Origin of the sequence: Paenibacillus sp. JDR-2, assembly GCF_000023585.1 — a bacterium.
Lineage (GTDB): Bacteria > Bacillota > Bacilli > Paenibacillales > Paenibacillaceae > Pristimantibacillus.
The window spans coordinates 5540210-5563356 of sequence record NC_012914.1; the positions used below are offsets into that span (position 1 = coordinate 5540210).

Sequence of the window (23147 nt, forward strand, 5' to 3'; positions counted from 1 at the left end):
AACAAGAAAAGCTCCGTACCGGATATCCGGTACGGAGCTTTTTTCATTCCTCTATCATTGAGCAACCGCGCGAAGGTTATCGCCGTTAGCAGCTTTGTGCTCCGGCTGCGTCTGCTTATGGGATGGCTGATCGTAACGTGTACGTTCGGTACGGTCGATTTGAACTATACGTCCATCATGTACGGTAATATTGACAGAACCATACTGCAGCCCATTAACTTGCTCAAGAATACGGTCCAACCACAATTGATCTACTTCCAACGGTTTTGCCATTATTAACCCCTCCATAATCAACCGATTTACTCGGTATTAGGTTCAAAAAAAATTCACTCAACTTTTTCGCGCGATGCGTTTTGATTCGTTTTCCATTCGAACAAAGCTTTCACCAGCAGAGTCAGAACGGCCAGCATAACGAGCAGTGAAGCTACGGCAAAGGAAGCCGAGAACTGGTATTCGTTATACAGGATTTCGATATGCAGAGGCAGCGTGTTTGTTTCCCCACGAATATGACCGGATACGACGGATACGGCGCCAAACTCCCCCATCGCTCGGGCATTCGAGAGAATAATGCCATACAACAGGCCCCATTTGATATTCGGAAGCGTGATGCGCCAGAAGATCTGCCAGCCTTTTGCTCCAAGACTTGCTGCTGCTTCCTCTTCCTGTACGCCTTGCGCCTGCATGAGCGGAATTAACTCGCGGGCTACGAACGGAACGGTAACGAAAATGGTAGCCAGCACAATGCCCGGAAGAGCAAAGACGATCTTAATATCATGTTCGTCAAGCCAAGGACCAAGAAAGCCCTGTGCGCCAAACATTAAAATATAGATAAGTCCGGAAATTACCGGCGATACCGCAAACGGTAAATCAATTAAAGTGATAAGAAAGTTTTTCCCTTTGAAGCGGAACTTACTGATCGCCCATGCCGCCGCTATCCCAAACACCGCATTGAGCGGTACGGCAATCAGGGCAACTAGCAAGGTTAACCGCAAAGCGGATAAGGCATCCGGGTCGGTGATTGCCGCTTTGTACACATCAAAGCCCTTCTTGAAGGCTTCGATAAATACCGAGACAAGAGGCATCGCGACGGCCAGCCCTAGAAATAACACGGCGATACTGATTAAAGTCCATTTTACGCCAGCCGATTCGGTAATATGCTTTGGTCTTTTGGACGCTTCCTGAGACAAATGCGCGGTAACTGCTCCAGCCATTGTTATTCCTCCCCTTAGTCCGCTATCGTACGGCGGTTAATCCGCCATTGCATAAAGTTGATAAGCAGCAGAAGCAGGAATGAGACAATAAGCATAACCAGCGCAATCGCCGTTGCACCTTTATAATCGAATTGTTCCAGCTTCGTCATAATGAGGAGAGGAGCGATTTCCGTTCTCATCGGCATATTGCCCGAGATAAACACGACGGAGCCATATTCCCCGATTCCCCGTGCGAAAGCGAGAGCGAACCCGGTTAATAACGCTGGCATCAGCTCCGGCAAAATAACCTTCCAGAATGTACGCAGCCGGTATGCGCCAAGCATAACCGCCGCTTCTTCGGTTTCTTTTTCGAAGTCCTGCAGCACAGGCTGTACCGTGCGGACGACAAAAGGAATTCCGATAAAAATGAGTGCAATCGTAATGCCAAGCTGCGTATAAGCAACCTTTAGCCCCAGCGGCGCGAGGATCGAGCCTACCCAGCCATTTGGGGCGTAGATTGCGGTCAACGCAATACCCGCTACCGCCGTCGGAAGAGCGAACGGCAAATCGACGAGGCTGTCGATAATCTTTTTACCCGGGAACCGGTATCGGACAAGCACCCAGGCTACAAGCAGCCCGAATACCAGATTGGTTAGCGCGGCGAAAAACGATGTCGTAAAGCTGATCCGGTAAGAAGCGATTACCCTTGGATTCGTAATAATCGCCCAGAATTCGTTCCAGCTCAGGCCGGTTGTTTTCACAAACACACCGGCAAGAGGGATAAGAACGATCAAGCTGAGGTAAGCGATAGTGAAGCCCATCGACAAGCCAAAGCCCGGCAGTACGTTTTTGGACTTCCTTTTGGAACCTTTCATGTGAAGTCAGCTCCGTTCATCTATGGTCACCATCATTATTTCGAGCCTGGCGTGTAAATCTTGTCGAAGATGCCGCCGTCGTTAAAGTGTTTCTCTTGAGCAGTCTTCCAGCCGCCGAAGTCATCGATAGTAATCAGTTCAAGATCTTTGAATTGGTCTTTGTATTTCGCTGCAATCGTTTCGTTGATTGGACGGTAGTAGTTTTGCGCCGCAATTTCTTGGCCTTCATCGGAGTACAGGTATTGCAGGTAAGCTGTAGCTACATCTCGTGTACCGCGTTTGTCTACCACTTTGTCAACGACAGCAACAGGAGGCTCCGCTTTAATGCTGAGCGAAGGATATACGATATCGAATTTGTCCGGGCCAAGCTCTTTCACGGACAGGTAAGCTTCATTCTCCCAAGCAAGCAATACGTCGCCAATTCCTTTTTCCACGAACGTTGTTGTAGCGCCGCGGGCACCGGAATCAAGTACCGGAACATGTTTATACAATTGTTGTACGAATTCTTGCGCTTTCGCTTCATCGTTATTGTTTTGTTTCAACGCGTAACCCCAAGCTGCGAGATAGTTCCAGCGTGCGCCGCCGGATGTCTTCGGATTTGGGGTAATGACTTCAACGCCATCCTTGATCAGATCGCCCCAGTCGTTAATGCCTTTTGGGTTGCCCTTACGTACAAGGAATACGATTGTGGAAGTATATGGCGCGCTATTATGTTCAAATTTGGTTTGCCAGTCTTGATTGATAAGACCAGGCCCGACAAGAGCATCGATATCGTAACCAAGAGCCAACGTTACAACATCAGCGTCCAGACCGTCAATAACTGCGCGGGCTTGAGCACCGGAGCCGCCGTGAGATTGCTTAACGGTAACCTTTTGGCCTGTTTTGTCCAGCCAATATTTCGAGAATGCTTCGTTATATTTAACGTAGAGCTCACGGGTTGGATCGTAAGATACGTTCAGAAGTTCAACATCTTTGGGTTTTTCGGTTGGAGCATCCGATGCAGTGCCCGCATTGGACGCTGCAGGAGTTTCTTTATTTCCACTGCTGGAGGAATTGGAGTTGGAGTTATTGCCGCATGCTGCGAGGGCCAGCGTAAAAGTAAGAATAAGTACAAACGAGCGGATAATAGCTAATCTCTTCATTGTCAACACACCCCTATTTTTATTGACAGACGAATAATGGTTAGCATCCGGTGGTCCGGGTAGTTAATATTATTCCTACCTGTTTAGTTGGTTATGGATGAATATTACCAGTCCGCCCAATCATCTGTCAATAGAAAATTGGAAATTATTTATTGACTATATAAGCCAAACTTATAAACGAAAGACACAACAAAAGCCGGACAGCAGCCCGGCTTTTGTTGTGTTATTGAATCGAACCCGCATCCAGCGGAAAATGGCAGGCGATTTGCCTTCCATCCTCCCGCTCCTTGAGCAGCGGCTCATCAACGCTGCATCTGGCTTTCGCAGCCGGGCAGCGCGGGTGGAAACGGCAGCCGGATGGCGGATTAGCCGGTGACGGCACATCGCCTTGCAGCACGATTCTCTCCCGCTTCCGCGTCGGGTCCGGCCTTGGAATGGCCGATAAGAGAGCTGCCGTATACGGATGGAGCGGTTTGGCGAACAGTTCCTCCGTTGGCGCGATCTCGACGATTTTTCCCAGATACATCACGCCTACCCGGTCGGAGATATGCCGCACCACGTTAAGACCATGGGCAATAAAAAGAAAGGTTAATCCCAGCTCGCGCTGAAGCTTCATCAGAAGGTTAATCACCTGCGACTGCACCGATACGTCAAGGGCGGATACCGCTTCGTCCGCGACAATAAACTCGGGATTTAACGCGATCGCCCTAGCGATGCCGATCCGCTGCCGCTGGCCGCCGGAGAACTCGTTCGGGTACCGGTTGCGGCGCGTAGCATCAAGACCAACAAGCTCCATCAGCTCGACAACACGCTTATCGATCTCGCGCACCGTCATCCTCTCGTGCAGCCGCAACGGCTCCCCGATAATATCCTTTACCAGAAACCGCGGGTTCAGCGATCCGAACGGATCCTGGAAAATAATCTGCATCTGCTTCCGCAGCCGGCGCAGCTCCGATCCGGCTAACTTCTGGACATCCGTCCCGTTGAAGTTAACCTCGCCTTCCGTCGCCTTATGAAGATTAAGCACAACGCGGCCAAGCGTTGATTTGCCGCAGCCCGATTCGCCAACAAGCCCAAACGTCTCTCCTTTGCGGATGGACAGCGTCACGTCATCCACCGCTTTGACCTGTCCGACTACCCGGTTCAGAAGACCCGACCGAATCGGAAAATATTTTTTGACTCCGCGCAGCTCCAATACATATTCCGCGTTCATCGGCTCACCTCGGGCTTCGTTTCGTTTTTCCATGCTGCCGCTCCGCCTTCATCCAAATACATCCAGCAGGAAGCGTAATGATCTTCGGCTACGGCCATAGCCGGAGGTGCCTTCTCCCGGCAAATATCCTTCGCATAAGGGCAGCGGGGGTGGAAGCGGCAGCCCTCGGGAAGCTGGCTTAAGCCCGGGATGTTGCCCCGGATCGTGTACAATTCTTCACCGCGTGCGCCTTCCAGTCCGGGAACGGATTTCAGTAATCCTTCCGTATAAGGATGGCTTGGGCATGCGAATATTTCGTTTGCGCTGCCCTCCTCCACGATAATACCGGCGTACATTACCGCTATGCGGTCTGCCATTTCGGCGGCAACGCCCATGTCATGCGTAATAAGCAGAATGGACATGCCAAGCTCCTTCTGCAGACTGCGAAGCAGGTCGAGGATTTGCGCCTGTACCGTAACATCCAGCGCCGTAGTAGGTTCGTCAGCAATAAGCAGGCTGGGATCGCAGGCTAAGGCTATCGCGATTACTACCCGCTGGCACATTCCGCCGGACAGCTCATGCGGATATTGCTTGACCCGGATTTCGGGAGCCGGGATGCCAACCAATCGCAGCATGTCAACAGCCATTTTACGGGCTTCCTTCTTCCCTTTTTTCCGGTGAAGCATAATACTCTCGGCGATCTGATCCCCTACGGTATAGACCGGATTAAGAGAAGACATCGGATCCTGGAAAATCATCGCGATTTTGTTGCCGCGGATCCGGATCATTTCATCCTGACTCTTTTTCGCCAAATCCTCGCCTTGAAATTTAATGCTTCCTTCCAGAACCGCGCCGCCGTTATAATCAATCAGCCGCATGACGGCCAATGAAGTGACGCTTTTGCCGCTGCCCGACTCTCCAACCAGACAGACGGTTTTCCCTTTTTCAATGGAGATCGACAGATGCTCGGTTGCTTTAACCGTACCGCCCACCGTCAGAAATCCGGCCGTTAAATTTTCGATTTCAAGAAGCTTTTCCGCCATCTGTCAATCCTCCTCTCGGACATTTTCTGCCGGGGGTTTAAAGAGTCCTGAATACCGTCACCTATAAAATTCACGGCAAGCACAACTAGAAGAATGCAAATGCCGGGGTAGACGGCCTGGAGCGGATCAACAAGCATAAATTCCTGCGCGTTGCTCAGCATCAGCCCCCAGCTTGTTTTTGGCGCTTGAATGCCTAAGCCGAGATAGGATAATGCCGATTCGCTCAAAATCGCTGACCCCACCATTAAAGTTGCGTTTACGATAATCGGAAAGCTTGCGTTGCGGAGCAAATGTTTGAAAATAATGCCGAGATTCGATACCCCGATGGCCCTTGCCGCTTCTACGTACTGCATTTCCCTAAGCTGCAGGAACATCCCTCGTACAAGCCGCGCCACGCTCATCCAGCTGGTTAGAATCAGAACGATAATCATGTAACGGAATTCAGTGCCAAAGATCGCAAGCACCAGAATATTAAGGAATAATAACGGAATCGAATTCATCACGTCCACAAGCCGCATAAAGCAGGTATCGATAAATCCTCCGAAAAAGCCAGATATGGATCCAATCACAGCCCCTATAATGACAGACCCGGCAGCAACCGAAAATCCCACGGTCAAAGAGATCCGAGCGCTATAGAGCAATCTCGCGAAGATGTCCCGGCCCAGCTCGTCAGTGCCTAGCAAATGTCCGGCCGTACCCGCTTTTACATTAACGAACATCATATCGATTTTTGCCGGATCGTATTTCGTAAGCCAAGGTGCTGCCGCTCCTCCGAATATAAAAACCAGAAGGACAACAAGACCGGTTATCGCATAGGGATTACGTCTGAATTTGGACCAAGCCGTACGCCAAGGCCCGGGAGGGCGCTTAAGCGGCTTTCTCGCCTGTACTTCAACTTGCGGGATGACCGCGGAGGTTTGCATATTGGCTTCGCTCATGCCGACCTTCCCCCTCTCTTGCCAAGCTGCACCCGCGGATCAACGACGGCATACAACAAGTCAGCGAGCAAATTACCGAAAATGACAATAACAGCCGTCAAAAGAGTAATAGCCATAAGAACGGAGTATTCGCGCGCAACCGCCATCTGTACGAATAAACGGCCCATTCCCGGCCAATTGAAGACACTTTCGGTTATAGCTGCGCCGGCAACGAGCAGCGGCAGGTCAAGTGCGATAATCGTAATAATCGGAATAAGCGCATTTCGGAGAGCATGCTTGTAGATGACTTTCCCTTCCTGCACTCCTTTTGCCCGAGCCGTACGGATATAGTCCTGGTTAAGCACTTCCATCATGCTGGAACGCGAATATTTCACATATGCAGCCAGAAAACCGAGAGTAAGAACTGTCACCGGCAAAATAAGATGCAGCATCAAGTCGCCAAATTGACCTTCTTTATCCATGGAATACATATCGGCCAGCGGCAGAAGGTCCAGCTTTATCGAGAAGATCTGCTGAAGAATGATCCCGAACCAGAAGGTAGGCATCGCAAATCCAATATACGAAATAAAGGAAGCCGTTTGATCGGAGAGGCTGTATTCCTTCGTGCTGTTGTAGATCCCCCATGGAATAGCAATGATCAGTGTCAGCAGCCAAGCGACACTCATTAGAATAAACGTGTTTTTAACGGTTGGCCAAATAATCTCGCCAATCGGCACATGATTCTTGAACGTGTAACCCAGATCGCCCTGCAGCAAATTGCCTAACCAACTTAAATATTGCATGGGAAGAGGTTTATCGAGACCCATATTATGTGCCTGGATTTCCATTGCTTCCGGCGATAAGCCGGGCGCCAGCATGATTTGGAACGGTCCTCCCGGAGCGGCATGGATAAGCCCGAATGTCACGAGCGTAATCAGGAATAGCACCAAGACGGACTGAAGTGTTCGGCGAATAATAAACTCGGTCATTTGCCCATCCTCCTAAAAGAATTACCGCGCCTTTTGAGGTAATTCTTACTTCGTAAGCGTAAACCTAAGAATTGCCGCGGATTGGTTTACAAGGAAGAAGAGGGCCAAGCCCTCTTCTCCTGCAAACGATTGATTACGCTGCTTATTCGGCCAGCCACCATTTGATCATGTGATAGAAATAACCGGTTTGCTGCGTTGGTACAGGTGCATCCTCTTCCCCGAATTTCACTTTAGGTCCGATACCTTGAGGGTTACCGTATTGATACAGGAATACATAAGGTAAGTCAGTCGAAATCTCGGTTGCGATTTGGTTGTAAATTTCTTTACGGGCTGCTTGATCTACAACGGAGTAGCCGTCCACCCACAGCTTGTCGAGCTTCTCGTTCTTATACCAACCGCTGTTTTGACCTGCCGGCGGGAAGTATTTCGACGAGAAGATGCTTTCGCCGTCCGGATCCGGATTGCTAAGCGACCAGCCAAGCAGAATGGCAGGGTATTTACCAGGCGTAATGTTCTGATCGATCCAAGTTGCGAAATCGATCGCCGTTGGTTTTACTTCGATGCCTACGTCCTTCAGGTTCTGCTGAATGATTTGCGCTACCGCTTCGCGGCGGCTGTTGCCGGCGTTATATTGCAGCTCGAAGGAGAAGCGGTGACCGTCTTTCGCGAGAATGCCGTCTTTGCCGGCAACCCAACCGTCTTCGGCTAGCAGAGCTTTTGCTTTCTCGGCGTCGTAATTGTAATTAACCGCTTTGTCGCCGGGATCCGACCAGGAGCCTGGGAGGAATGGCGCGTTCATCAGCGCCCCGGTGCCTTTCAAAACATTATCAACCATGCCTTGGCGGTTCAGAGCGTAAGCAATGGCTTGACGACTCTTCTGCGAAGAGAACGGAATGAACTTATCCGGGAAGTTGTTGGCGTCAAAGTTAAAGCTGACATACTCGTAGGTAGAGGTTGATCCTTTAATGACATTGATTTTGTCGTTTTTCTCAACCGCTTCAAGCTGCGTAATCGGAATCGCCAGCGTTGTATCCACATCGCCTTTGATCAGCGCTTGAACCTCTGTATTTTGATCGGCGTAGATTTTGTAAACGACTTTTTGAATATTAGGCTTTACTTCGCCCCAATAATTCGGATCGGCTTCCAAGCTTACATATTGGCCAGCCTTCCACTCCGACCATTTCCAAGGACCACTCGTCACCGTCTTGGCAGGGTCTTTGCCGTAAGGATTCGCCTGCAAATCTTCAGGCTTCACGTCCTTGAGGATATGGCTTGGCACCGGATTAAGCATCAGGGAATATTGGAATGGCGCGTATACTTGCTTCAGCGTAATTTTGACTGTGTTGTCGTCCACTTTCTCGACGCTGCCAACCTTGTCAAACGTACTGATGCCTGGCGCACCCGCTTTTGGATTTATGATCGTATTAATGGTAAAGACCAAATCATCTGCAGTAATCGGCTGACCGTCACTCCATTTGGCCGTATTTTTCATTTTCACCGTGTAAGTTTTGCCGTCTTCCGAAATTTGCGGAAGTTCAGCAGCGAGAGACCATGGTTGTACAACCAGGTTGCCGTCACGGTCAAGGTCATACAATTGGGCGAATAACAAATACTGCATATCTCCGGAAGCCGTGTCATTCACAAAGATCGGATTTACCGAGACAATGTCGGAGAATGTGCTTACCGTTAACGTTCCGCCTACTTTAGGCGTATTGGGATCCTCTGAAGGTTCTGCGGAAGGAGAAGCCGATTCGTCGGCCGTTGTTGCCGAAGGCGAAGGGGAATTAGAGCTGTTATTGGTATTCTTGTTGGAACAGCCTGCGATTAGAATAGCCAGGATACTTAATAGAAACAAAAACTTAAATGATTTCTTTCGGGTAATCATCCTATCTCCTCCTTTAATTTGAACGTGATATCGTTCATATGCCTTCTGTTCAACATCGCTGCCTTTCTATTTGTTCAAATCTTTTAATTTTTCTGATTATTTCGAACATAAGTATTGCATTCTGTTTACATCGCCTACATAATTTACTAGTAAGGTACTATTAATGGTTCATTCTGAATTTCTGCTCACCGATTCCGACTTCCATAGATGTACATCTTGAACTTTATTTTTCCAAGTATGTAACATTTTCTCACCTCCCCATGAGGAGAGTATACTATAAGTTATTAACGCGGTAAATAGTTAAAGTATGTTCAAAAAAAGAGACTGCACCCGTGAACAAATGTGCAGTCTCTTTTCTTATTTGCGTCCCCGCTTATTCTCTCCGGTAACCATAACGACTTCAACATAAGGCCTGATCCGGTTCATCAGGCGTTCTCCCTTATACTGCTCGTCACCGTCTTTGCTAGTAAAGCTGAAATGTCTCTCCAAGGCATCCAGCTCATAGTTGGACGTGTATAAGGTAGGCTTCCGGTTCATCCGGTAGTTCAGAATCGATCCAAGAACATGGTCCCGAACCCATGGATTCAGGTTCTCCGCCCCCATATCATCAAAGATAAGCAGATCGGTTTCTTTCATCATCTCTACCGTTTCGCGAAGCTTAGCCTGATCATGCATCATCGATTTAAGATCTTCCACAAACTCCGGCATGTAGACGATAGCCCCCGAATAGCCTGCCTTCGCAAGCTCATGAAGCAGATAACACATTAGGAACGTTTTGCCCGTGCCAAACTTGCCGGCCAGGTACAAGCCTTCCTTCTGCAGCCCTTCTTCCTTCGTCTTGTCGATATATGCCAGAATTTGATAGGCTGCCTCGGTCCGCTTTGGATCGTTGAACAATATTTCATCAGCCGAATAACCGTTATTTAGAGCGGTCTCGTCGACATAGAAGCTTCGGATCCTGTTCTTGATCTGTTCTTCGCTGCGCCGCGCGAGGAACTTTTTGCAAGACACCTTCCGGTCAATCAATTGAACCTGATCACTAACCGTTTCGCAAGAAAGTAACGTATAATGGCCCTCGAAATCATTTGGACAATTGTTTAATCCCGGGCAATTCGAACAGTTCCGGTATTCATTCACATACTGATAGACCCGGTTCATATTCATCCGTACCGCACGTTCATTCAGCTCAGGGTGCTTGACGAACAGACGCTCAACAAGAGGGTCCGCCATTAGCTCTCCAAGCTTTTGTTCCGCTTGATCGGTCATTGATTTACCGCCAGGCCATGCTTTTAACATTTCACCAAGCGATTCCATTCGTATTCACCCCGCTTTATGGTTTAAGCTTTGCCGTCCAGCTTTCTGGCCAGCCTTCGCATTTGTTCCAGCTTCTCCGGCGAAATTGCCGTATCTCCTGCCTCTTCATCCTGTACAATCGGAATAGACGGCTTACGGGACGTACCTCCGCGCGAGCTGTTGCGCGACGTTCCTCTCGTTCCCGGAAGACCTGCTGCAGCTCTCGCATTCCGGCGTTCCTTGTCGGCCTCTACCTCAGCCTGCTCTCTAACGTAAAGAACAGCCTTCTCGAATGTATCTACCTGCTTCACCAGCATGTTGGATACAACGGCCTCCACGAATGTCTTCGTCACGCGCTGCGCATCGTTCATGCCTATCACATAATGAATAAGTATGTTGATCACCGGTGCGGGAAGCTTGTAATTAAGATCAATCCGCTCAAAGGATCTTTCGATCCAGTCCGGTACGGCTCCAGGGAAAAACCGCTGCAAAAACCTGGTATGCGGTTCGTTCCGCATGAGCATATTATATTGCTGCACGTCGCATCTGCCCGCCAATTGGCTTGGCACAAGCATGTAATACTCTTCCTGAACGCCGAACTCGACGAGTTCTTCCTCCGTCTCATTTGGCTGAACGGCTGCTGCCTGCACGCGGGCAAGCGTTCTTTGCCGTTCTCCTTCACGCTTCTTATCCTGGCGGTACAGCTGATTCGCACGCAGTTGAATCTCGTCTACGATCAACTCGCCATTCGAAGCGAAAATACCATCCTCATCCAATAATCGGCAAATGTCCGCTACGGATAGATTGTATTTGTAAGCGACATAATTGACTTGTGCGAGCTGCTCGGAATTGCCGCGCATCCGCTCTACATAACTCCGGTTCGCCGAATTGCGCGGGAAACGAAGGATAATTTCCCCATAAGGAATACCTGCCGTCTCAAGCTGAGCCCGAGGCGCAGCCTGACGGGTTGGCGCTACTTCCGTTAAAGCCTGCTCGAGCTCTTGATCAACCGACTGCGTGTTCAGCTGGAACAGCTCATAGAAAGGCACCGAAATGTTTTCTTTGGTCAGCTGTTTCTGCGCAAGCTCGTCGGGCTCTTGCGCCCCAAACGATTCACGGAGCGAAATAACCGCGTACTTGCCGATCTTGTCCCGAAGAAGCAGGGTCAGATGCTGATTGCGGAAAAACTCTCCTGGCGAGAGCGGCTGCGACAGTTCGTATTCGTACATGACATCTGCCTGATCCGGCAATCCTACCCGCGACGTCTGCAAAAGTCCAACCGCTTCCAGACGCGATGCCTGATCGATCAAATATTTTCTGCCCCGTTCGTTCATGTCCAATCCCAGTCCAAGGAACAGCTTGCGCTGCGATTCAATGGCGGAGTAACCGGAAGTACCTTCAGCAATGCCATGATAAAGCTGCTGATATAAAGCAATAGCAAATGCGCCTAACATCGGCTGATAGATAAGCGACAACATTTTATAGTCCAAGCTGCTTAGCGAAAAATCACGAAAAATGTAATAACGGTGATGTTCTGTATATTGTAGTAGATTACCGATGCGCAATTGCATCTCTCCATCTCATTCGTACTTTCTATTATTCTAACATAAAAAGAAGGACCGGGGACGAATACAAAACTAGAAATATGAGGTGACTAGGCGAACATCTGTCACGATCCTTGGCGGAGCGCGGTATACGAGGAAACTAATAATTTTCTTAGAAATGAAAAACGGCTCCGTGATTCCCTTCGGAATAACGAAAGCCGTTGAATGATTTAGAACATTTTATAACCGCCGCGGCGCAGCGCGCGAATGGCCCATCCACTGATATAAGCACCAGCCAAGGCGCCGATAACCGGGATAACATCTACATATGTAAACTCTGTGAAATTGTCGACAAACGAAACGGAATGATCCCATGTCGACCATATGCCGATAGGCAGCAGTACGATTACAAAGACATAAATAGGAAACCACGTTGTTTTGAGAAGCATGTTAAGAATAAAGCCGATGCCGAACATCATGACCAGAAACAGCACGGTGGCTACAAATAATTGAAGCATGTCCTCTTCTCCTTATGGAAAGTCTCGCTTTTCAGTTTAAATAATGGAAATAAGGAAGTCAATCGGAGCTGTATATTTGTCACAAGTCCGCCATTTGCTCTAGCTGATTTATTTACGATACAATGTTAAAAGCAATGTAACGAGAGGAGAATTTACCCATGAGTGAAGTAGCCATTACATTAGAAGGCTGGTACGCGCTGCATGATTTCCGTTCGATGGATTGGGCGGCGTGGCGGCTTGCAAGCGATAGAGAACGGAGCCAGGCGTTGGACGAGCTTCAATCCTTCCTGAAGGAATGGAGCAGCATTGACGAGAACAAGCAAGGCAGCACGGCTGTTTATTCCATCGTTGGCCAAAAAGCAGATTTCGTGTTTATGCACCTGCGCGAAACGCTGGAAGAGCTGAACGATATCGAAACCGCGTTTAACAAAACGCTGTTCGCGGAGTTCACGCAGCCGGCTCACTCGTATGTGAGCGTTGTTGAGCTTAGCAACTATGTCAATTCCCCGGGCAGCGACCCGATGCAAAATCCGGAGGTTGTGGCACGTTTGAAGCCATCCCTACCGAAAGCTAGACATATTTGCTTCTACCCGATGAACAAACGCCGTTCTGGCAACGACAACTGGTACATGCTGAGCATGGAAGACCGCCGCAACATGATGCGCAGCCACGGCATGATCGGCCGCAAATATGCCGGCAAGGTTAAACAAATCATCACCGGCTCCGTTGGTTTTGATGATTGGGAATGGGGCGTTACTCTGTTTGCTGACGAAGCGCTTCAATTCAAGAAGCTTGTGTACGAGATGCGCTTTGACGAAGTCAGCGCGCGTTACGGCGACTTTGGCGAGTTCTTTGTTGGGAATCTGCTGACGGACGATAAGTTTAAGGCGATGCTTTCGCTGTAAATAGGTTGAAGCGAGCCTTTGAGCTGCTACGGCATCGTCAACCTATTTTTTAGACCGATAACGCCACCGGGTGATTCCGGTGGCGTTATTTTTTAGGGATAGAAAGCCTAACGAAACTGCATAACGTTATTTGCTCGAAATAGGCGGTTTGGGAATTCTAACGAAACCTGGTATCTCTATTTACCGATTATTAACCTCATCAAGCCTAAAAATGTTCAAATAACGTTATGGCGTTTCGTTAGATTTGAAAAAGGTTTCATTTGCAGCAAATAGCGATATGACGTTTCGTTAGATCGCGGACCGTACAAACGTCCGACACAAAACAAAAAAGCTTTCGCCGAAGCGCAATATCATTAAGTTAGCTTACCTTAATGACATTGTCGCCGAAGCGAAAGCTTTTTATTAATCTTCGTCGTCCTCGTCCAAGAGGCCGAGGCGTTTTTGTTCGAGATAGAGCTCGGTCGCACGGTCGCGCTCGCGGCCTTTCTCCTTCAGCCGCTCAATGGCGGGCAGGATGAGAATATCCACTTCTTTTTGCACCGTGTATGACAGATCATGCCGTTGCTGGGACTCGAGGAACGAGCCGACTTCCATCAAAGCATTGTAGCGGTCGAGCTCATCCCGGGTCAATAATCCGCGGACTTGAACGCTGCAGTGACGCATTACAGGAACTTCCCTTTGCGCAGCACAAGCGGAATGCCGCCGATAATGAACAAGTAACGCAGGTCGATCATCTTTTTCAGCCAAGCAGCCGTGCGGCCTTTGTATTTCTTGCCGAACGCGATACCAATCGCTTCGCCTTTGCCCAGCGATGCTACCGTGCCTTTGTTGCTGAAGACGAATGCCTTCAAAGGCTGGTTGCGGATCGAAGCAATCAGGTTATGCGCGCATACTACGCCTTGCTGCATGGCGATTTGCGCGGTTGGAGGGTACGGACGTCCTTCCGGATTAAACATCAGGGAGTTGTCGCCCACGATGTAGATATTCTCATGGCCTGGAGCACGCAGGTTGTCATCCACTTTTACGCGTCCGCGCATCGTTTCAAAGCCTGCATCCTCAATCAGACGGTTGCCGCGGATACCGCCGGTCCAAATAACCGTCTGCGATTTGATTTCTTCGCCTTCGCCAACTACGACGCCGTCAGGCGTGCACTCTTTGATCGCCGTTCCGATGCGGAACGTTACGCCTTTTTTCGTCAATACGTCCATCGCGTATTCCACGAGCTCAGGGTCAAAGCCTGGAAGCGCGGTTGGCGCTGCTTCAATATTATAAATTTTAACGAGCGCCGGATCGACATCAAACTGCTTGCACAGCTCAGGGATACGGTCGGACAGTTCGCCAATGAATTCAATGCCGGTAAAGCCCGCTCCGCCTACGATAAAGGTCAGGTAGTCGGTACGATGCGGTTCACGCTTGAAGCGCGCAAATTGATACTCGATATGCTCGCGGATCAGGCGGACGGAGTTGATGCTTCTAATGTTCATTGCATATTCGCCAAGCCCGGGAATGCCAAAGGTTTCCGGCTCGCCGCCAAGACCGATGACCAGATAATCATACGAAAGAGTTCCATCCTCAAGAATAACCTTTTTATCCTGCGGGCGAATCTGTACGACCGTCGATTTCACGAAGTCGATCTTGAATTCATCAATCAGCTTGGAAATGCTGACGCGCGCATTCTCAGGATTATCCGTTCCCGCAGCAGGCATATGCAAATGCGTTGTAATATAATGATAGTCGTGCTTATTCACCAAAGTGACGTCAGCCTCGTTATAGTTAAGTTCTTTTTGCAACCGCAGCGCAGTAAGCACACCGCCGTAGCCAGCTCCTAAGATGACAATTTTGGGTATGTTGCTCATCGTATGATCCCATCCATTCCTTAGCTTGTTTATGTGTCTTTTTGTTTGTGAAAAATTACACAATCCGTGCTGGATCTATATTTCTACCCCAGCGAATTGTGTCATTTTTTGGTCCGATTTATCGCTCCGATTGTACGCTATTAATACCTGCGTTTCAGTCCTATTTATCTAATGTTGACTGTCCAAATTCGGCGCCATACATACAATACATCAGAAATATTACATAGTTTTTACTTAAACTTCAAGAGCAAAATATACGAAAAACTTTAGAGCAGCATACAAATTAAATATTTCCTTCTTGGAAACGGCAGGCATATAATAGAAAGCAGATCATCAATATATTGGAGGTGCTTTCCATGTCATCCGTAGAACAGCCAAATAACCTTGCAGATATTATCATTATTGGCGGCGGACCTGCCGGCCTGTTTGCAGCCTTTTATGGCGGAATGCGCCAGGCATCCGTCAAAATCATTGAGAGTATGCCTCAACTTGGCGGTCAGCTCGCAGCACTGTATCCGGAGAAGTACATATATGACGTGGCCGGATTCCCAAAAGTTACAGCCCAAGAGCTTGTTGATCGGTTAATTGAGCAAATCAGTCTTTTTCAGCCGGAAGTATTATTAGAAGAAAAAGTCGTTGAAGTGAACAAACAGAGCGAGCGTTTATTTGAAGTCATTACCAATAAAGCCGTACATTATGCAAAAGCCGTTATTATTACAGCCGGCGTTGGCGCTTTTGAACCGCGCAAGCTGGAGCTGCCTGAAGCCGTACAATACGAAAAGAGCAACCTTCATTATTTTGTCGGGGATCTGAACCGGTTCAAGGGGCAAAAGGTACTGCTCACTGGCGGCGGCGATTCAGCCGTTGACTGGGCGCTGATGCTCGAGCCAATCGCGGAATCGGTTACGCTTGTTCACCGCCGCGATAAGTTCCGCGCGCATGAGCATAGCGTTGAAAATCTGATGAACTCGAAGGTTATTGTCCAGACGCCTAAAGAGGTCACTTCCCTCCATGGGGATGGCCGGATCAGCCGCGTAACGCTTACCGATGTCAAAACCAAGGATCAAACCGAGGTCGAGGTAGATGCGGTAATCGTCAATTACGGCTTTGTCTCCTCACTCGGCCCGATAGCCGAATGGGGCATTGAGATTCAGGGCGGCTCCATCATCGTAGATACAAGAATGGAGACCAGCGTCAGCGGCATCTTTGCCGCCGGAGACATAACGACCTACCCGGGCAAGCTGAAGCTGATTGCCGTTGGCTTCGGAGAAGCCCCTACCGCCATTAATAACGCGAAGGTCTATATTGATCCGGACGCGAAGCTTTCGCCGGGGCATAGCAGCAATATGAAGCTATAGCATGGGGTTGGTTTTATCGCCAAATGGAATTTAAGTTTTCAATAACTCGAAAACTTGTGAATCCATAATTTATGTGGTGAGAAAACCTCTATCGTTGCCTTTCGATGATGAGCGACCGCGTTTAGATGTAGGTTTTATCGCCAAATGGAATTTAAGTTTTCAATAGCTCGAAAACTTGTGAATTCATAATTTATGTGGTGAGAAAACCTCTATCGTTGCCTTTCGATGATGAGCGACCGCGTTTAGATGTAGGTTTTATCGCCAATGGAATTTAAGTTTTCAATAGCTCGAAAACTTGAATTCCATTGTGGTAAAACGAAAATGACAAGGGTATCCTAACATTGGCGTTTCATTCAAGTGCAGGCAATCTGCACGAGCCAAGGAGGATACCCTTATGTTTTGTCCTGTATGCAATGGCATGCAGCCGCTGAATGCAGCTTGCTCCAATTGTGGCCAAGCAATGGAAGATTGGGGCCGAATGACAGACTGGATTGGTCCTTATGCACCTTATGTGCCACTCGAGACGGAAATGACTTTATGGAATCAATCGGCCGATAATAGAAACTGCTTGCATATTGTATACTGCTCGTCCTGTGAGCGGACGGTTGAGGCTGCCGTTACCGAAATAGGGAATGATCCGTTATATAGCGTTTGAGGCGGCAGCCTTGTTAAGTTGTCTTCGCTTCATCTCAATCAGAAGCATTCGGATGAAGTCGTCTTCCAGTTTGTACTGAATAGCAGCAAGGTAGGTGTCTTCCAGTAGCTCGTCTGACAGCAGATCCATACCTGGACACTTCCTTTCTTCCTAAAGTTTCCTGAGCTGTTCCCATCGTAACATGCCCTTTTCCCTACAACAATGGCCCCCATTATACACACATCCTTGTGGACAGGCTGTGTATGAGATGTGAATACAAGTCGAAAAATGAGGATTTAACACAGTGGATGATGTGGATATTTTTATACACAGCCTTTTTTTACCAAAACGCGATAAAAAACTTTAATCGAAATTTCTTGCCCCATTAATGGAATATATTGAATTTTTGTGCATAAGCTTGTAGATTCCCTGTGAAAAAAAACAAACCCAAACGGGTTTATAAAAGGCAAGCCTTTACCTTATTATTGCGGCCTCGTATTAACTTCAAAGATCCATATCTTGCCGTTTACATCAATGCCATAATCGAACCCTAACTGCCCAACGCCGGGGAACCTGTCCTCCAGTATTCTCGTTGAGGCAACGGTCAGATCGCGCATTTTCTGCTTCTTCGATCCTACAAGAGACCGAGACAAGGATCGGCGGATTCCCTCTGCCGCCGTAACCATCGTGCCGCCTTGGCACAAGTTCGTGACAAACAACCCCGGCTTGGCAATTCTCCCTACCATAGAGCGATATTCCCAGCCCGTTTCAGTCTTTACGTATTTGACCCGGTAATCAATGGGACGGCTGCCAACCTTGGCGAGACGGATCCCTTTCTGAATCAGATAAGGACGATTTTTGCGTTTCTTGTCGAGTGCTGATTTGAGAGCTTCAAAGCTGGCATAAGAATGCGTTGTCGAATGAGAGGTAAAGCTGTAGCCTGCGCTTGTCTTCGATACCTTAATAACGCCGTGTCCTCCCGTGCCGATAACCGGCTTGATGACAACCATTTGATGCTTGCCGAGCATGCTTCTTAAGTTGCCGGCATTGTATAGCTTCGTTGGCGGAATATGCGGGGCAATAAACGGATCGGCGAGCAGAGCCGCCTGCTTTGCCCATTTGTCAGGGACTGGCCGGCCTAGTTGTTCTTCCATGCTATCAATCTCCTTTCCTATTAATAGCATATGAAGGAGAAACGGTTGTCTCTTGGATGATTGTCCGAGCAAAAAAGAGGGAGTACCGTTCTTCACGGCACTCCCTCTTCTGGTTAATCGTTATCCTGTTTGTTCATCGCGGCTTTCAGCGCGTCGGCAAGACTATTGGACAGCGATACATTATCGCTGTACTGCTCAATCATCTTCTTCTGCTGATGCTTATTAACTCTTCCGCCCTGCTTGTCACCCAGCATTTCAATAACGTTGCATGGTCTGCACTGCGCGTATTTGCCTGCCTTGCCGTTATGAATCTCCATCTTCTTATGGCATTGCGGGCAGCGCTTATTGGACAGCGCAGGTTCCGCCTGACGGCGGTAGCTGCACTCCCGGTCGGAGCAGACCAGCGACTTGCCGCGCTTGCCCTTCACTTCCATAAGCAGTTTGCCGCATTCCGGACAACGCGAATGGGTTAAGTTATGCGGCTTGTATTCCTTCGTCTCATTCTTAACCGCCGTAACCCATTTGTTGGCCTGCTCCCGTATCCCCGCCATAAACCGCTTCGCGTCTCCTTGGCCGTGCGCGATAAGCTCGAGCTCCCTCTCCCACTTCGCCGTTAGCTCCGGACTGCGCAGCTCGTCAACAACCAGCTCAATTAGCTGCTTGCCTTTGCTTGTCGGAACAAGGCGGTTCTGGGTACGCTCAATCGTATCGGTAGAGAGAAGCTTCTCGATAATATCCGCGCGGGTAGCCGGCGTGCCAAGGCCATGCTTCTCCATTTTCGAGAGCAGCGAGGCCTCCGTATAACGCGCCGGAGGAAGCGTACGCAGCTCCTTCAAGCGGCTCTGCTTCACCTGAACAGCTTGTCCTTGGACAAGCTCCGGCAGCAGCTGCTCCGGCGTGCTCTTGTCCTCGCCGCGCCCGTTCTCTTCTTCATCGTCCTCGTCCGCGGTAAATCTCGCGTCGCTGCCGCCATACAACTCTTTCCAGCCGATATCCTTCTGAACTTTGCCTTTCGCGTATAGCTTGTCTTGGCCAACCGTCAGGACGACGCTTGTCTCGTCATACGTATACGGCGGGTAAAATAACGCAATAAACCGGCGGACGATCAAATCGTACAGCTTGCGTTCGTCGTTGCTGAGAGCCGATAAATTTACATATTCATCGGTCGGAATAATCGCATGGTGATCGCTGACCTTGCTGTCGTCCACGAACCGTTTCGTCACGGTCAACTGACCCCTGAGCAGCTTGCGGGCAAGCGGCGCATACGGTCCTACCGCAACGCTCTCCAGACGTCCTTTAAGCGTTGGCACGATATCGCTCGACAAATAACGGGAGTCCGTTCGAGGGTAAGTAACAAGCTTATGCTGCTCGTACAGCTTCTGAAGGACATTGGATGTCATTTTCGCCGAAAAACCAAGCCGTTTATTCGCTTCCCGTTGCAGCTCCGTCAAGTCGAAAGCCTGCGGATGCGGCTCGGACTTCTGGGTTGTGCGAAGCTTGTCGACCTTGGCACTCTTCCCTTGCAGACGCGCAATTACTGCTTCAGCTTCGCTTCTGTCCCACACTCTGCCGTCATGATTGTCATTCTGGCGCCACAATGCCTGGAATGCGCCCAGCTCAGCCGATACCGTCCAATAAGGCTGCGATTGAAATTGGTTAATCTCTTTTTCCCGGTCGATCAGCGCGCCAAGCGTTGGCGTCTGCACGCGGCCGGCTGCAAGCTGGGCATTGTATTTCACCGTAAGCGCACGAGTGACATTAAGACCGATCAGCCAGTCCGCCTCCGCCCGGCAGACGGCCGATGCGTACAAATTATTGTATTGCTGGCCTGGCTTAAGCGCCTTAAAGCCATCCTTGATCGCTTTATCCGTCTGGGACGAAATCCACAGCCGCTTGAACGGCTTGCGCCAGTGGACAAGCTCCATAATCCATCTGGCTACAAGCTCGCCTTCCCGCCCGGCATCGGTTGCGATAATGAGCTCGCCAATATCCGGACGTTTGCACAGCTGCGCAACCGCCTTATATTGATGCGACGTCTCGCGCATCACCTTCAGGTTCATCTTTCCCGGAAGCAGTGGCAGATCCTCCAGATTCCATGTCTTATATTTCGGATCATAATCCTCCGGCTCCGCAAGCGTCACCAGATGGCCAAGCGCCCAAGTTACCACGTAATCAGGGCCTTCCATATAGCTTTTATTTTTGCTGCTGCAGCCGAGAACACGCGCAATTTCCTTTGCGACGCTTGGCTTTTCCGCAAGCACTAATGACTTCATTTCGAATCCCTCTCCCTGCCGTAAAATCATTGTTCAAGTATACTAGAAAAATGGCTGCGAGACCAATGCCGGCAGCTAAATCCGCCTTATTTTACCCGGCAATTCCCGGTGTGATATAGTAGGTTCACGAGTTATCGAAACCTATATGCGTCAAGTAAGGAGATGTCCAAGTGAAAGCTAGATTTATTCCCGTTATTACCTTCTTCCTCCTTGTATTTGGCCTGGTGAACTGGTACATCGGCTGGAATGGATGGGTATACCTGTCCACGCTGTTTGACCTGGAGCACGCCTGGCCGTATGGCATCATCGTTGGCATCCTCTCCTTTGCTTGGCTTATCGGACGGTTTGGACAACATTCGGCTTCGCCGATCCGCCAAGTTGCCTATTTTTTAAAAAATATTGGCTCTTACTGGTTTGCCGTTATGGAATACGGCCTTCTCATTCTGCCTCTCGCCGATTTAGCCGTCTGGCTGTTGACGCTTGCTTCCGTTTCCTACAAAACAGCCGTTGCTTCCGTCGGTACGGTTACCTTCGTTCTCTTGGCCTCGATCCTTATTCGGGGAGCCTGGAACGCCTGGACTCCGATCGTCCGCAATTATGACTTGACCATTCCGAAGCAAGCCGGCACAATCCGGAAGCTCCGCATCGGGGTTGCCTCCGATATCCATCTGGGCACTGTTGTTGGCAACAAGCATCTTGACCGCCTCGTCAGCCACATGGAGGAAATGAAGCCGGATCTGATTCTTCTGCCCGGCGACGTCATAGACGACAGCATTGATCCGTTTATCCGCCGCAATATGGCCGCTACCATGAGCAAGCTGAAGGCACCGCTTGGCATCTATGCCGTGCTGGGCAACCACGAATATATCGGCGGTCACATTCAGGAATACATCGCTCAGATGAATGCGATTGGCATTCGAGTGCTTCTGGATGAAAATATCCTTGTTCGGGACAGCTTCTATATCGTTGGACGCAAAGACCTGGCGGCGCGGCATAGCGATCCGGACGGTCGTCTTCCGATCAGCGAACTGATCTCCGATCTGGATAAAGCCCGTCCGCTTATTATGATGGACCACCAGCCCTCCGATCTGGAACAGGCAGCTATAAACGGCATTGACCTTTCCTTATCCGGTCATACCCATCGCGGGCAAATGGCGCCTAACCATCTGATCACCCGCCGCATCTTCGAGCTGGATTGGGGCTATAAGCTGAAGGGCAGTCTGCACGCCATTGTTTCCTCGGGCTTTGGCTCCTGGGGGCCGCCAATCCGTCTGGGCAGCCGTTCCGAGATTATTCAGATTGACCTGACGTTTCAGCCGTAACTTCAAACCTTTCGCCAAGCAATGAAACTTCATACGTCCGGGCCTCGTATAGAGTTGCAGTCATCAACCTATTCCAGGAGGGAATTCCTGCTTATGACAGATTCTTTGTTCGATCGTTTGACGGAAGCAAAGGAACGCAAATACGAGCTTGAAAAAGCGGTTCGCAGACAAAGTCAATTCCGTTCCCGGTTAAACGAACTGGAGCGGCAAATCATCCGCCTGGAGCTTGATCTCGAATCAGAGCAGGCCGATGTCGATAAGCTTACGCGAATGACCCTGACGAATCTGTTCCATACGCTCCTGCGCAGCAAGGAGGAACAGCTGGAAATGGAACGCCAGCAGGCGCTTGCAGCAGCTCTCAAGCTAGCCGAAGCCAAGCAGGAGCGCGATAAGCTGAAGGAAGAGATTATGCAGGCCGGTATGGTCATTAGCGCCAATCATAGTGCTGAACAGGATTATTACCGGCATCTAAAGGAACAAGAACATTTCCTAAGAAGCATGCCGGATAAAGCCTCGGAGCTGATAGCCATGGAAAGCGAGATCGCAGGCCAGCAGGTTATCGTGCGCGAGCTGAACGAAGCATTTACGGCAGGCAGAAGGGTGCTTGCCTCGCTTGAGCCGGCTATCGAAAGTCTAGACAAAGCAATCAACTGGGGCAATTGGGATACGTGGGGCAACGGCGGACTTATTTCTACTCATATCAAACACGAGCATATTGATGATGCCAAAGCCTCCATTGCCGCAGCCAATCATGAGCTGAAGAGCTTCAGGGATGAGCTTGCGGATCTGCAGCGCAGCCTGGATATCCATGTCGATATCAGCAGCCTGCTGAAGTTCGGAGACTATTGGTTTGACGGGCTGATCACGGATTGGATCGTGCAGAAGAGAATCAAGGAAACGCAGGACCGCACCTGCGAAGCCGCGCATGAGGTCAGGACGGTGGTGAAAAAGCTGCAGTCGGAATTCACAGCCGCGGAAGCAGCGCTCAGCGGACTAAGAACCAATCGGATCTCGTGGCTGGAGCGGCAGCAATCTAATTGAAGAATAAAAAAACGGC

General features: G+C 49.6%; 22 protein-coding genes. 5 read left to right on the plus strand and 17 right to left on the minus strand.

What is annotated here, in order from left to right:
- Window positions 1-54: 54 nt before the first annotated feature.
- The 12 genes from PJDR2_RS24230 to PJDR2_RS24285 form a co-directional block, all read right to left on the minus strand.
- The gene (locus tag PJDR2_RS24230; protein WP_015846370.1) at window positions 55-273 is read right to left on the minus strand and encodes a YezD family protein; all 219 of its coding nucleotides are present in this window, start codon (window positions 271-273) and stop codon (window positions 55-57) included.
- Between the two features lie 53 nt (window positions 274-326).
- Complete coding sequence (cysW, locus tag PJDR2_RS24235) at window positions 327-1211, minus strand: sulfate ABC transporter permease subunit CysW (protein WP_015846371.1); 885 nt, start codon at window positions 1209-1211, stop codon at window positions 327-329.
- A 14-nt stretch (window positions 1212-1225) separates the two neighbouring features.
- Window positions 1226-2065 (minus strand): sulfate ABC transporter permease subunit CysT, encoded by an 840-nt coding sequence (cysT, locus tag PJDR2_RS24240; RefSeq protein ID WP_015846372.1) that lies wholly within the window; start codon window positions 2063-2065, stop codon window positions 1226-1228.
- Window positions 2066-2100: 35 nt separating this feature from the next.
- Window positions 2101-3207, minus strand: a complete 1107-nt coding sequence (locus PJDR2_RS24245; protein WP_015846373.1) for a sulfate ABC transporter substrate-binding protein — start codon at window positions 3205-3207, stop codon at window positions 2101-2103.
- Window positions 3208-3430: 223 nt separating this feature from the next.
- Window positions 3431-4453, minus strand: a complete 1023-nt coding sequence (locus tag PJDR2_RS24250; RefSeq protein ID WP_015846374.1) for an ABC transporter ATP-binding protein — start codon at window positions 4451-4453, stop codon at window positions 3431-3433.
- On the minus strand, window positions 4417-5442 hold the full coding sequence (locus PJDR2_RS24255) for an ABC transporter ATP-binding protein (RefSeq protein WP_015846375.1): 1026 nt from the start codon (window positions 5440-5442) through the stop codon (window positions 4417-4419). Before PJDR2_RS24255 ends, PJDR2_RS24250 begins: the two co-directional genes overlap by 37 nt.
- Entirely contained in the window at window positions 5409-6380 is a 972-nt protein-coding gene (locus PJDR2_RS24260) for an ABC transporter permease (protein WP_015846376.1), read from the minus strand. Before PJDR2_RS24260 ends, PJDR2_RS24255 begins: the two co-directional genes overlap by 34 nt.
- Window positions 6377-7348, minus strand: coding sequence for an ABC transporter permease (locus PJDR2_RS24265; RefSeq protein ID WP_015846377.1), 972 nt, complete (start codon window positions 7346-7348; stop codon window positions 6377-6379). The genes PJDR2_RS24260 and PJDR2_RS24265 overlap by 4 nt, the downstream gene beginning before the upstream one ends.
- 142 nt (window positions 7349-7490) lie before the next feature.
- Window positions 7491-9233: an ABC transporter substrate-binding protein gene (locus tag PJDR2_RS24270; protein ID WP_015846378.1), complete on the minus strand. Its 1743-nt coding sequence runs from the start codon at window positions 9231-9233 to the stop codon at window positions 7491-7493.
- 357 nt (window positions 9234-9590) lie between these two features.
- Complete coding sequence (dnaI, locus tag PJDR2_RS24275; RefSeq protein WP_041613606.1) at window positions 9591-10547, minus strand: primosomal protein DnaI; 957 nt, start codon at window positions 10545-10547, stop codon at window positions 9591-9593.
- Between the two features lie 23 nt (window positions 10548-10570).
- Window positions 10571-12091, minus strand: coding sequence for a helicase DnaB (locus PJDR2_RS24280; RefSeq protein ID WP_015846380.1), 1521 nt, complete (start codon window positions 12089-12091; stop codon window positions 10571-10573).
- Window positions 12092-12300: 209 nt separating this feature from the next.
- On the minus strand, window positions 12301-12588 hold the full coding sequence (locus tag PJDR2_RS24285; RefSeq protein WP_015846381.1) for a YuiB family protein: 288 nt from the start codon (window positions 12586-12588) through the stop codon (window positions 12301-12303).
- Window positions 12589-12746: 158 nt separating this feature from the next.
- On the opposite strand from PJDR2_RS24285, the gene hemQ reads away from it, so the two are divergent.
- Window positions 12747-13493 carry a hydrogen peroxide-dependent heme synthase gene (gene hemQ / locus PJDR2_RS24290; RefSeq protein WP_015846382.1) on the plus strand — a complete coding sequence of 249 codons (747 nt, stop codon included), beginning with the start codon at window positions 12747-12749 and terminating at the stop codon, window positions 13491-13493.
- Window positions 13494-13895: 402 nt separating this feature from the next.
- Here hemQ and PJDR2_RS24295 read toward each other — a convergent pair whose 3' ends face one another.
- Both PJDR2_RS24295 and PJDR2_RS24300 read right to left on the minus strand, forming a co-directional pair.
- Complete coding sequence (locus tag PJDR2_RS24295) at window positions 13896-14156, minus strand: hypothetical protein (protein ID WP_015846383.1); 261 nt, start codon at window positions 14154-14156, stop codon at window positions 13896-13898.
- Window positions 14156-15349, minus strand: a complete 1194-nt coding sequence (locus tag PJDR2_RS24300) for an NAD(P)/FAD-dependent oxidoreductase (protein WP_015846384.1) — start codon at window positions 15347-15349, stop codon at window positions 14156-14158. The genes PJDR2_RS24295 and PJDR2_RS24300 overlap by 1 nt, the downstream gene beginning before the upstream one ends.
- Before the next feature lie 356 nt (window positions 15350-15705).
- Between PJDR2_RS24300 and PJDR2_RS24305 the strand changes: the two genes are divergently transcribed.
- Entirely contained in the window at window positions 15706-16707 is a 1002-nt protein-coding gene (locus PJDR2_RS24305) for an NAD(P)/FAD-dependent oxidoreductase (protein ID WP_015846385.1), read from the plus strand.
- Between the two features lie 394 nt (window positions 16708-17101).
- Entirely contained in the window at window positions 17102-17362 is a 261-nt protein-coding gene (locus PJDR2_RS24310; RefSeq protein WP_015846386.1) for a hypothetical protein, read from the plus strand.
- Here the strand turns inward: PJDR2_RS24310 and sda are convergent.
- The 3 genes from sda to PJDR2_RS24325 all read right to left on the minus strand — a co-directional run bounded on the left by sda (window position 17348) and on the right by PJDR2_RS24325 (window position 20768).
- Entirely contained in the window at window positions 17348-17491 is a 144-nt protein-coding gene (sda, locus tag PJDR2_RS24315; RefSeq protein WP_015846387.1) for a sporulation histidine kinase inhibitor Sda, read from the minus strand. The genes PJDR2_RS24310 and sda overlap by 15 nt on opposite strands.
- Before the next feature lie 332 nt (window positions 17492-17823).
- On the minus strand, window positions 17824-18495 hold the full coding sequence (locus PJDR2_RS24320) for a YheC/YheD family protein (RefSeq protein ID WP_015846388.1): 672 nt from the start codon (window positions 18493-18495) through the stop codon (window positions 17824-17826).
- A gap of 113 nt (window positions 18496-18608) precedes the next feature.
- Complete coding sequence (locus tag PJDR2_RS24325) at window positions 18609-20768, minus strand: DNA topoisomerase III (RefSeq protein ID WP_015846389.1); 2160 nt, start codon at window positions 20766-20768, stop codon at window positions 18609-18611.
- A gap of 170 nt (window positions 20769-20938) precedes the next feature.
- On the opposite strand from PJDR2_RS24325, the gene PJDR2_RS24330 reads away from it, so the two are divergent.
- Both PJDR2_RS24330 and PJDR2_RS24335 read left to right on the plus strand, forming a co-directional pair.
- Entirely contained in the window at window positions 20939-22090 is a 1152-nt protein-coding gene (locus tag PJDR2_RS24330) for a metallophosphoesterase (protein ID WP_015846390.1), read from the plus strand.
- A gap of 93 nt (window positions 22091-22183) precedes the next feature.
- Window positions 22184-23131, plus strand: coding sequence for a hypothetical protein (locus PJDR2_RS24335; protein ID WP_015846391.1), 948 nt, complete (start codon window positions 22184-22186; stop codon window positions 23129-23131).
- Window positions 23132-23147 lie beyond the last annotated feature (16 nt).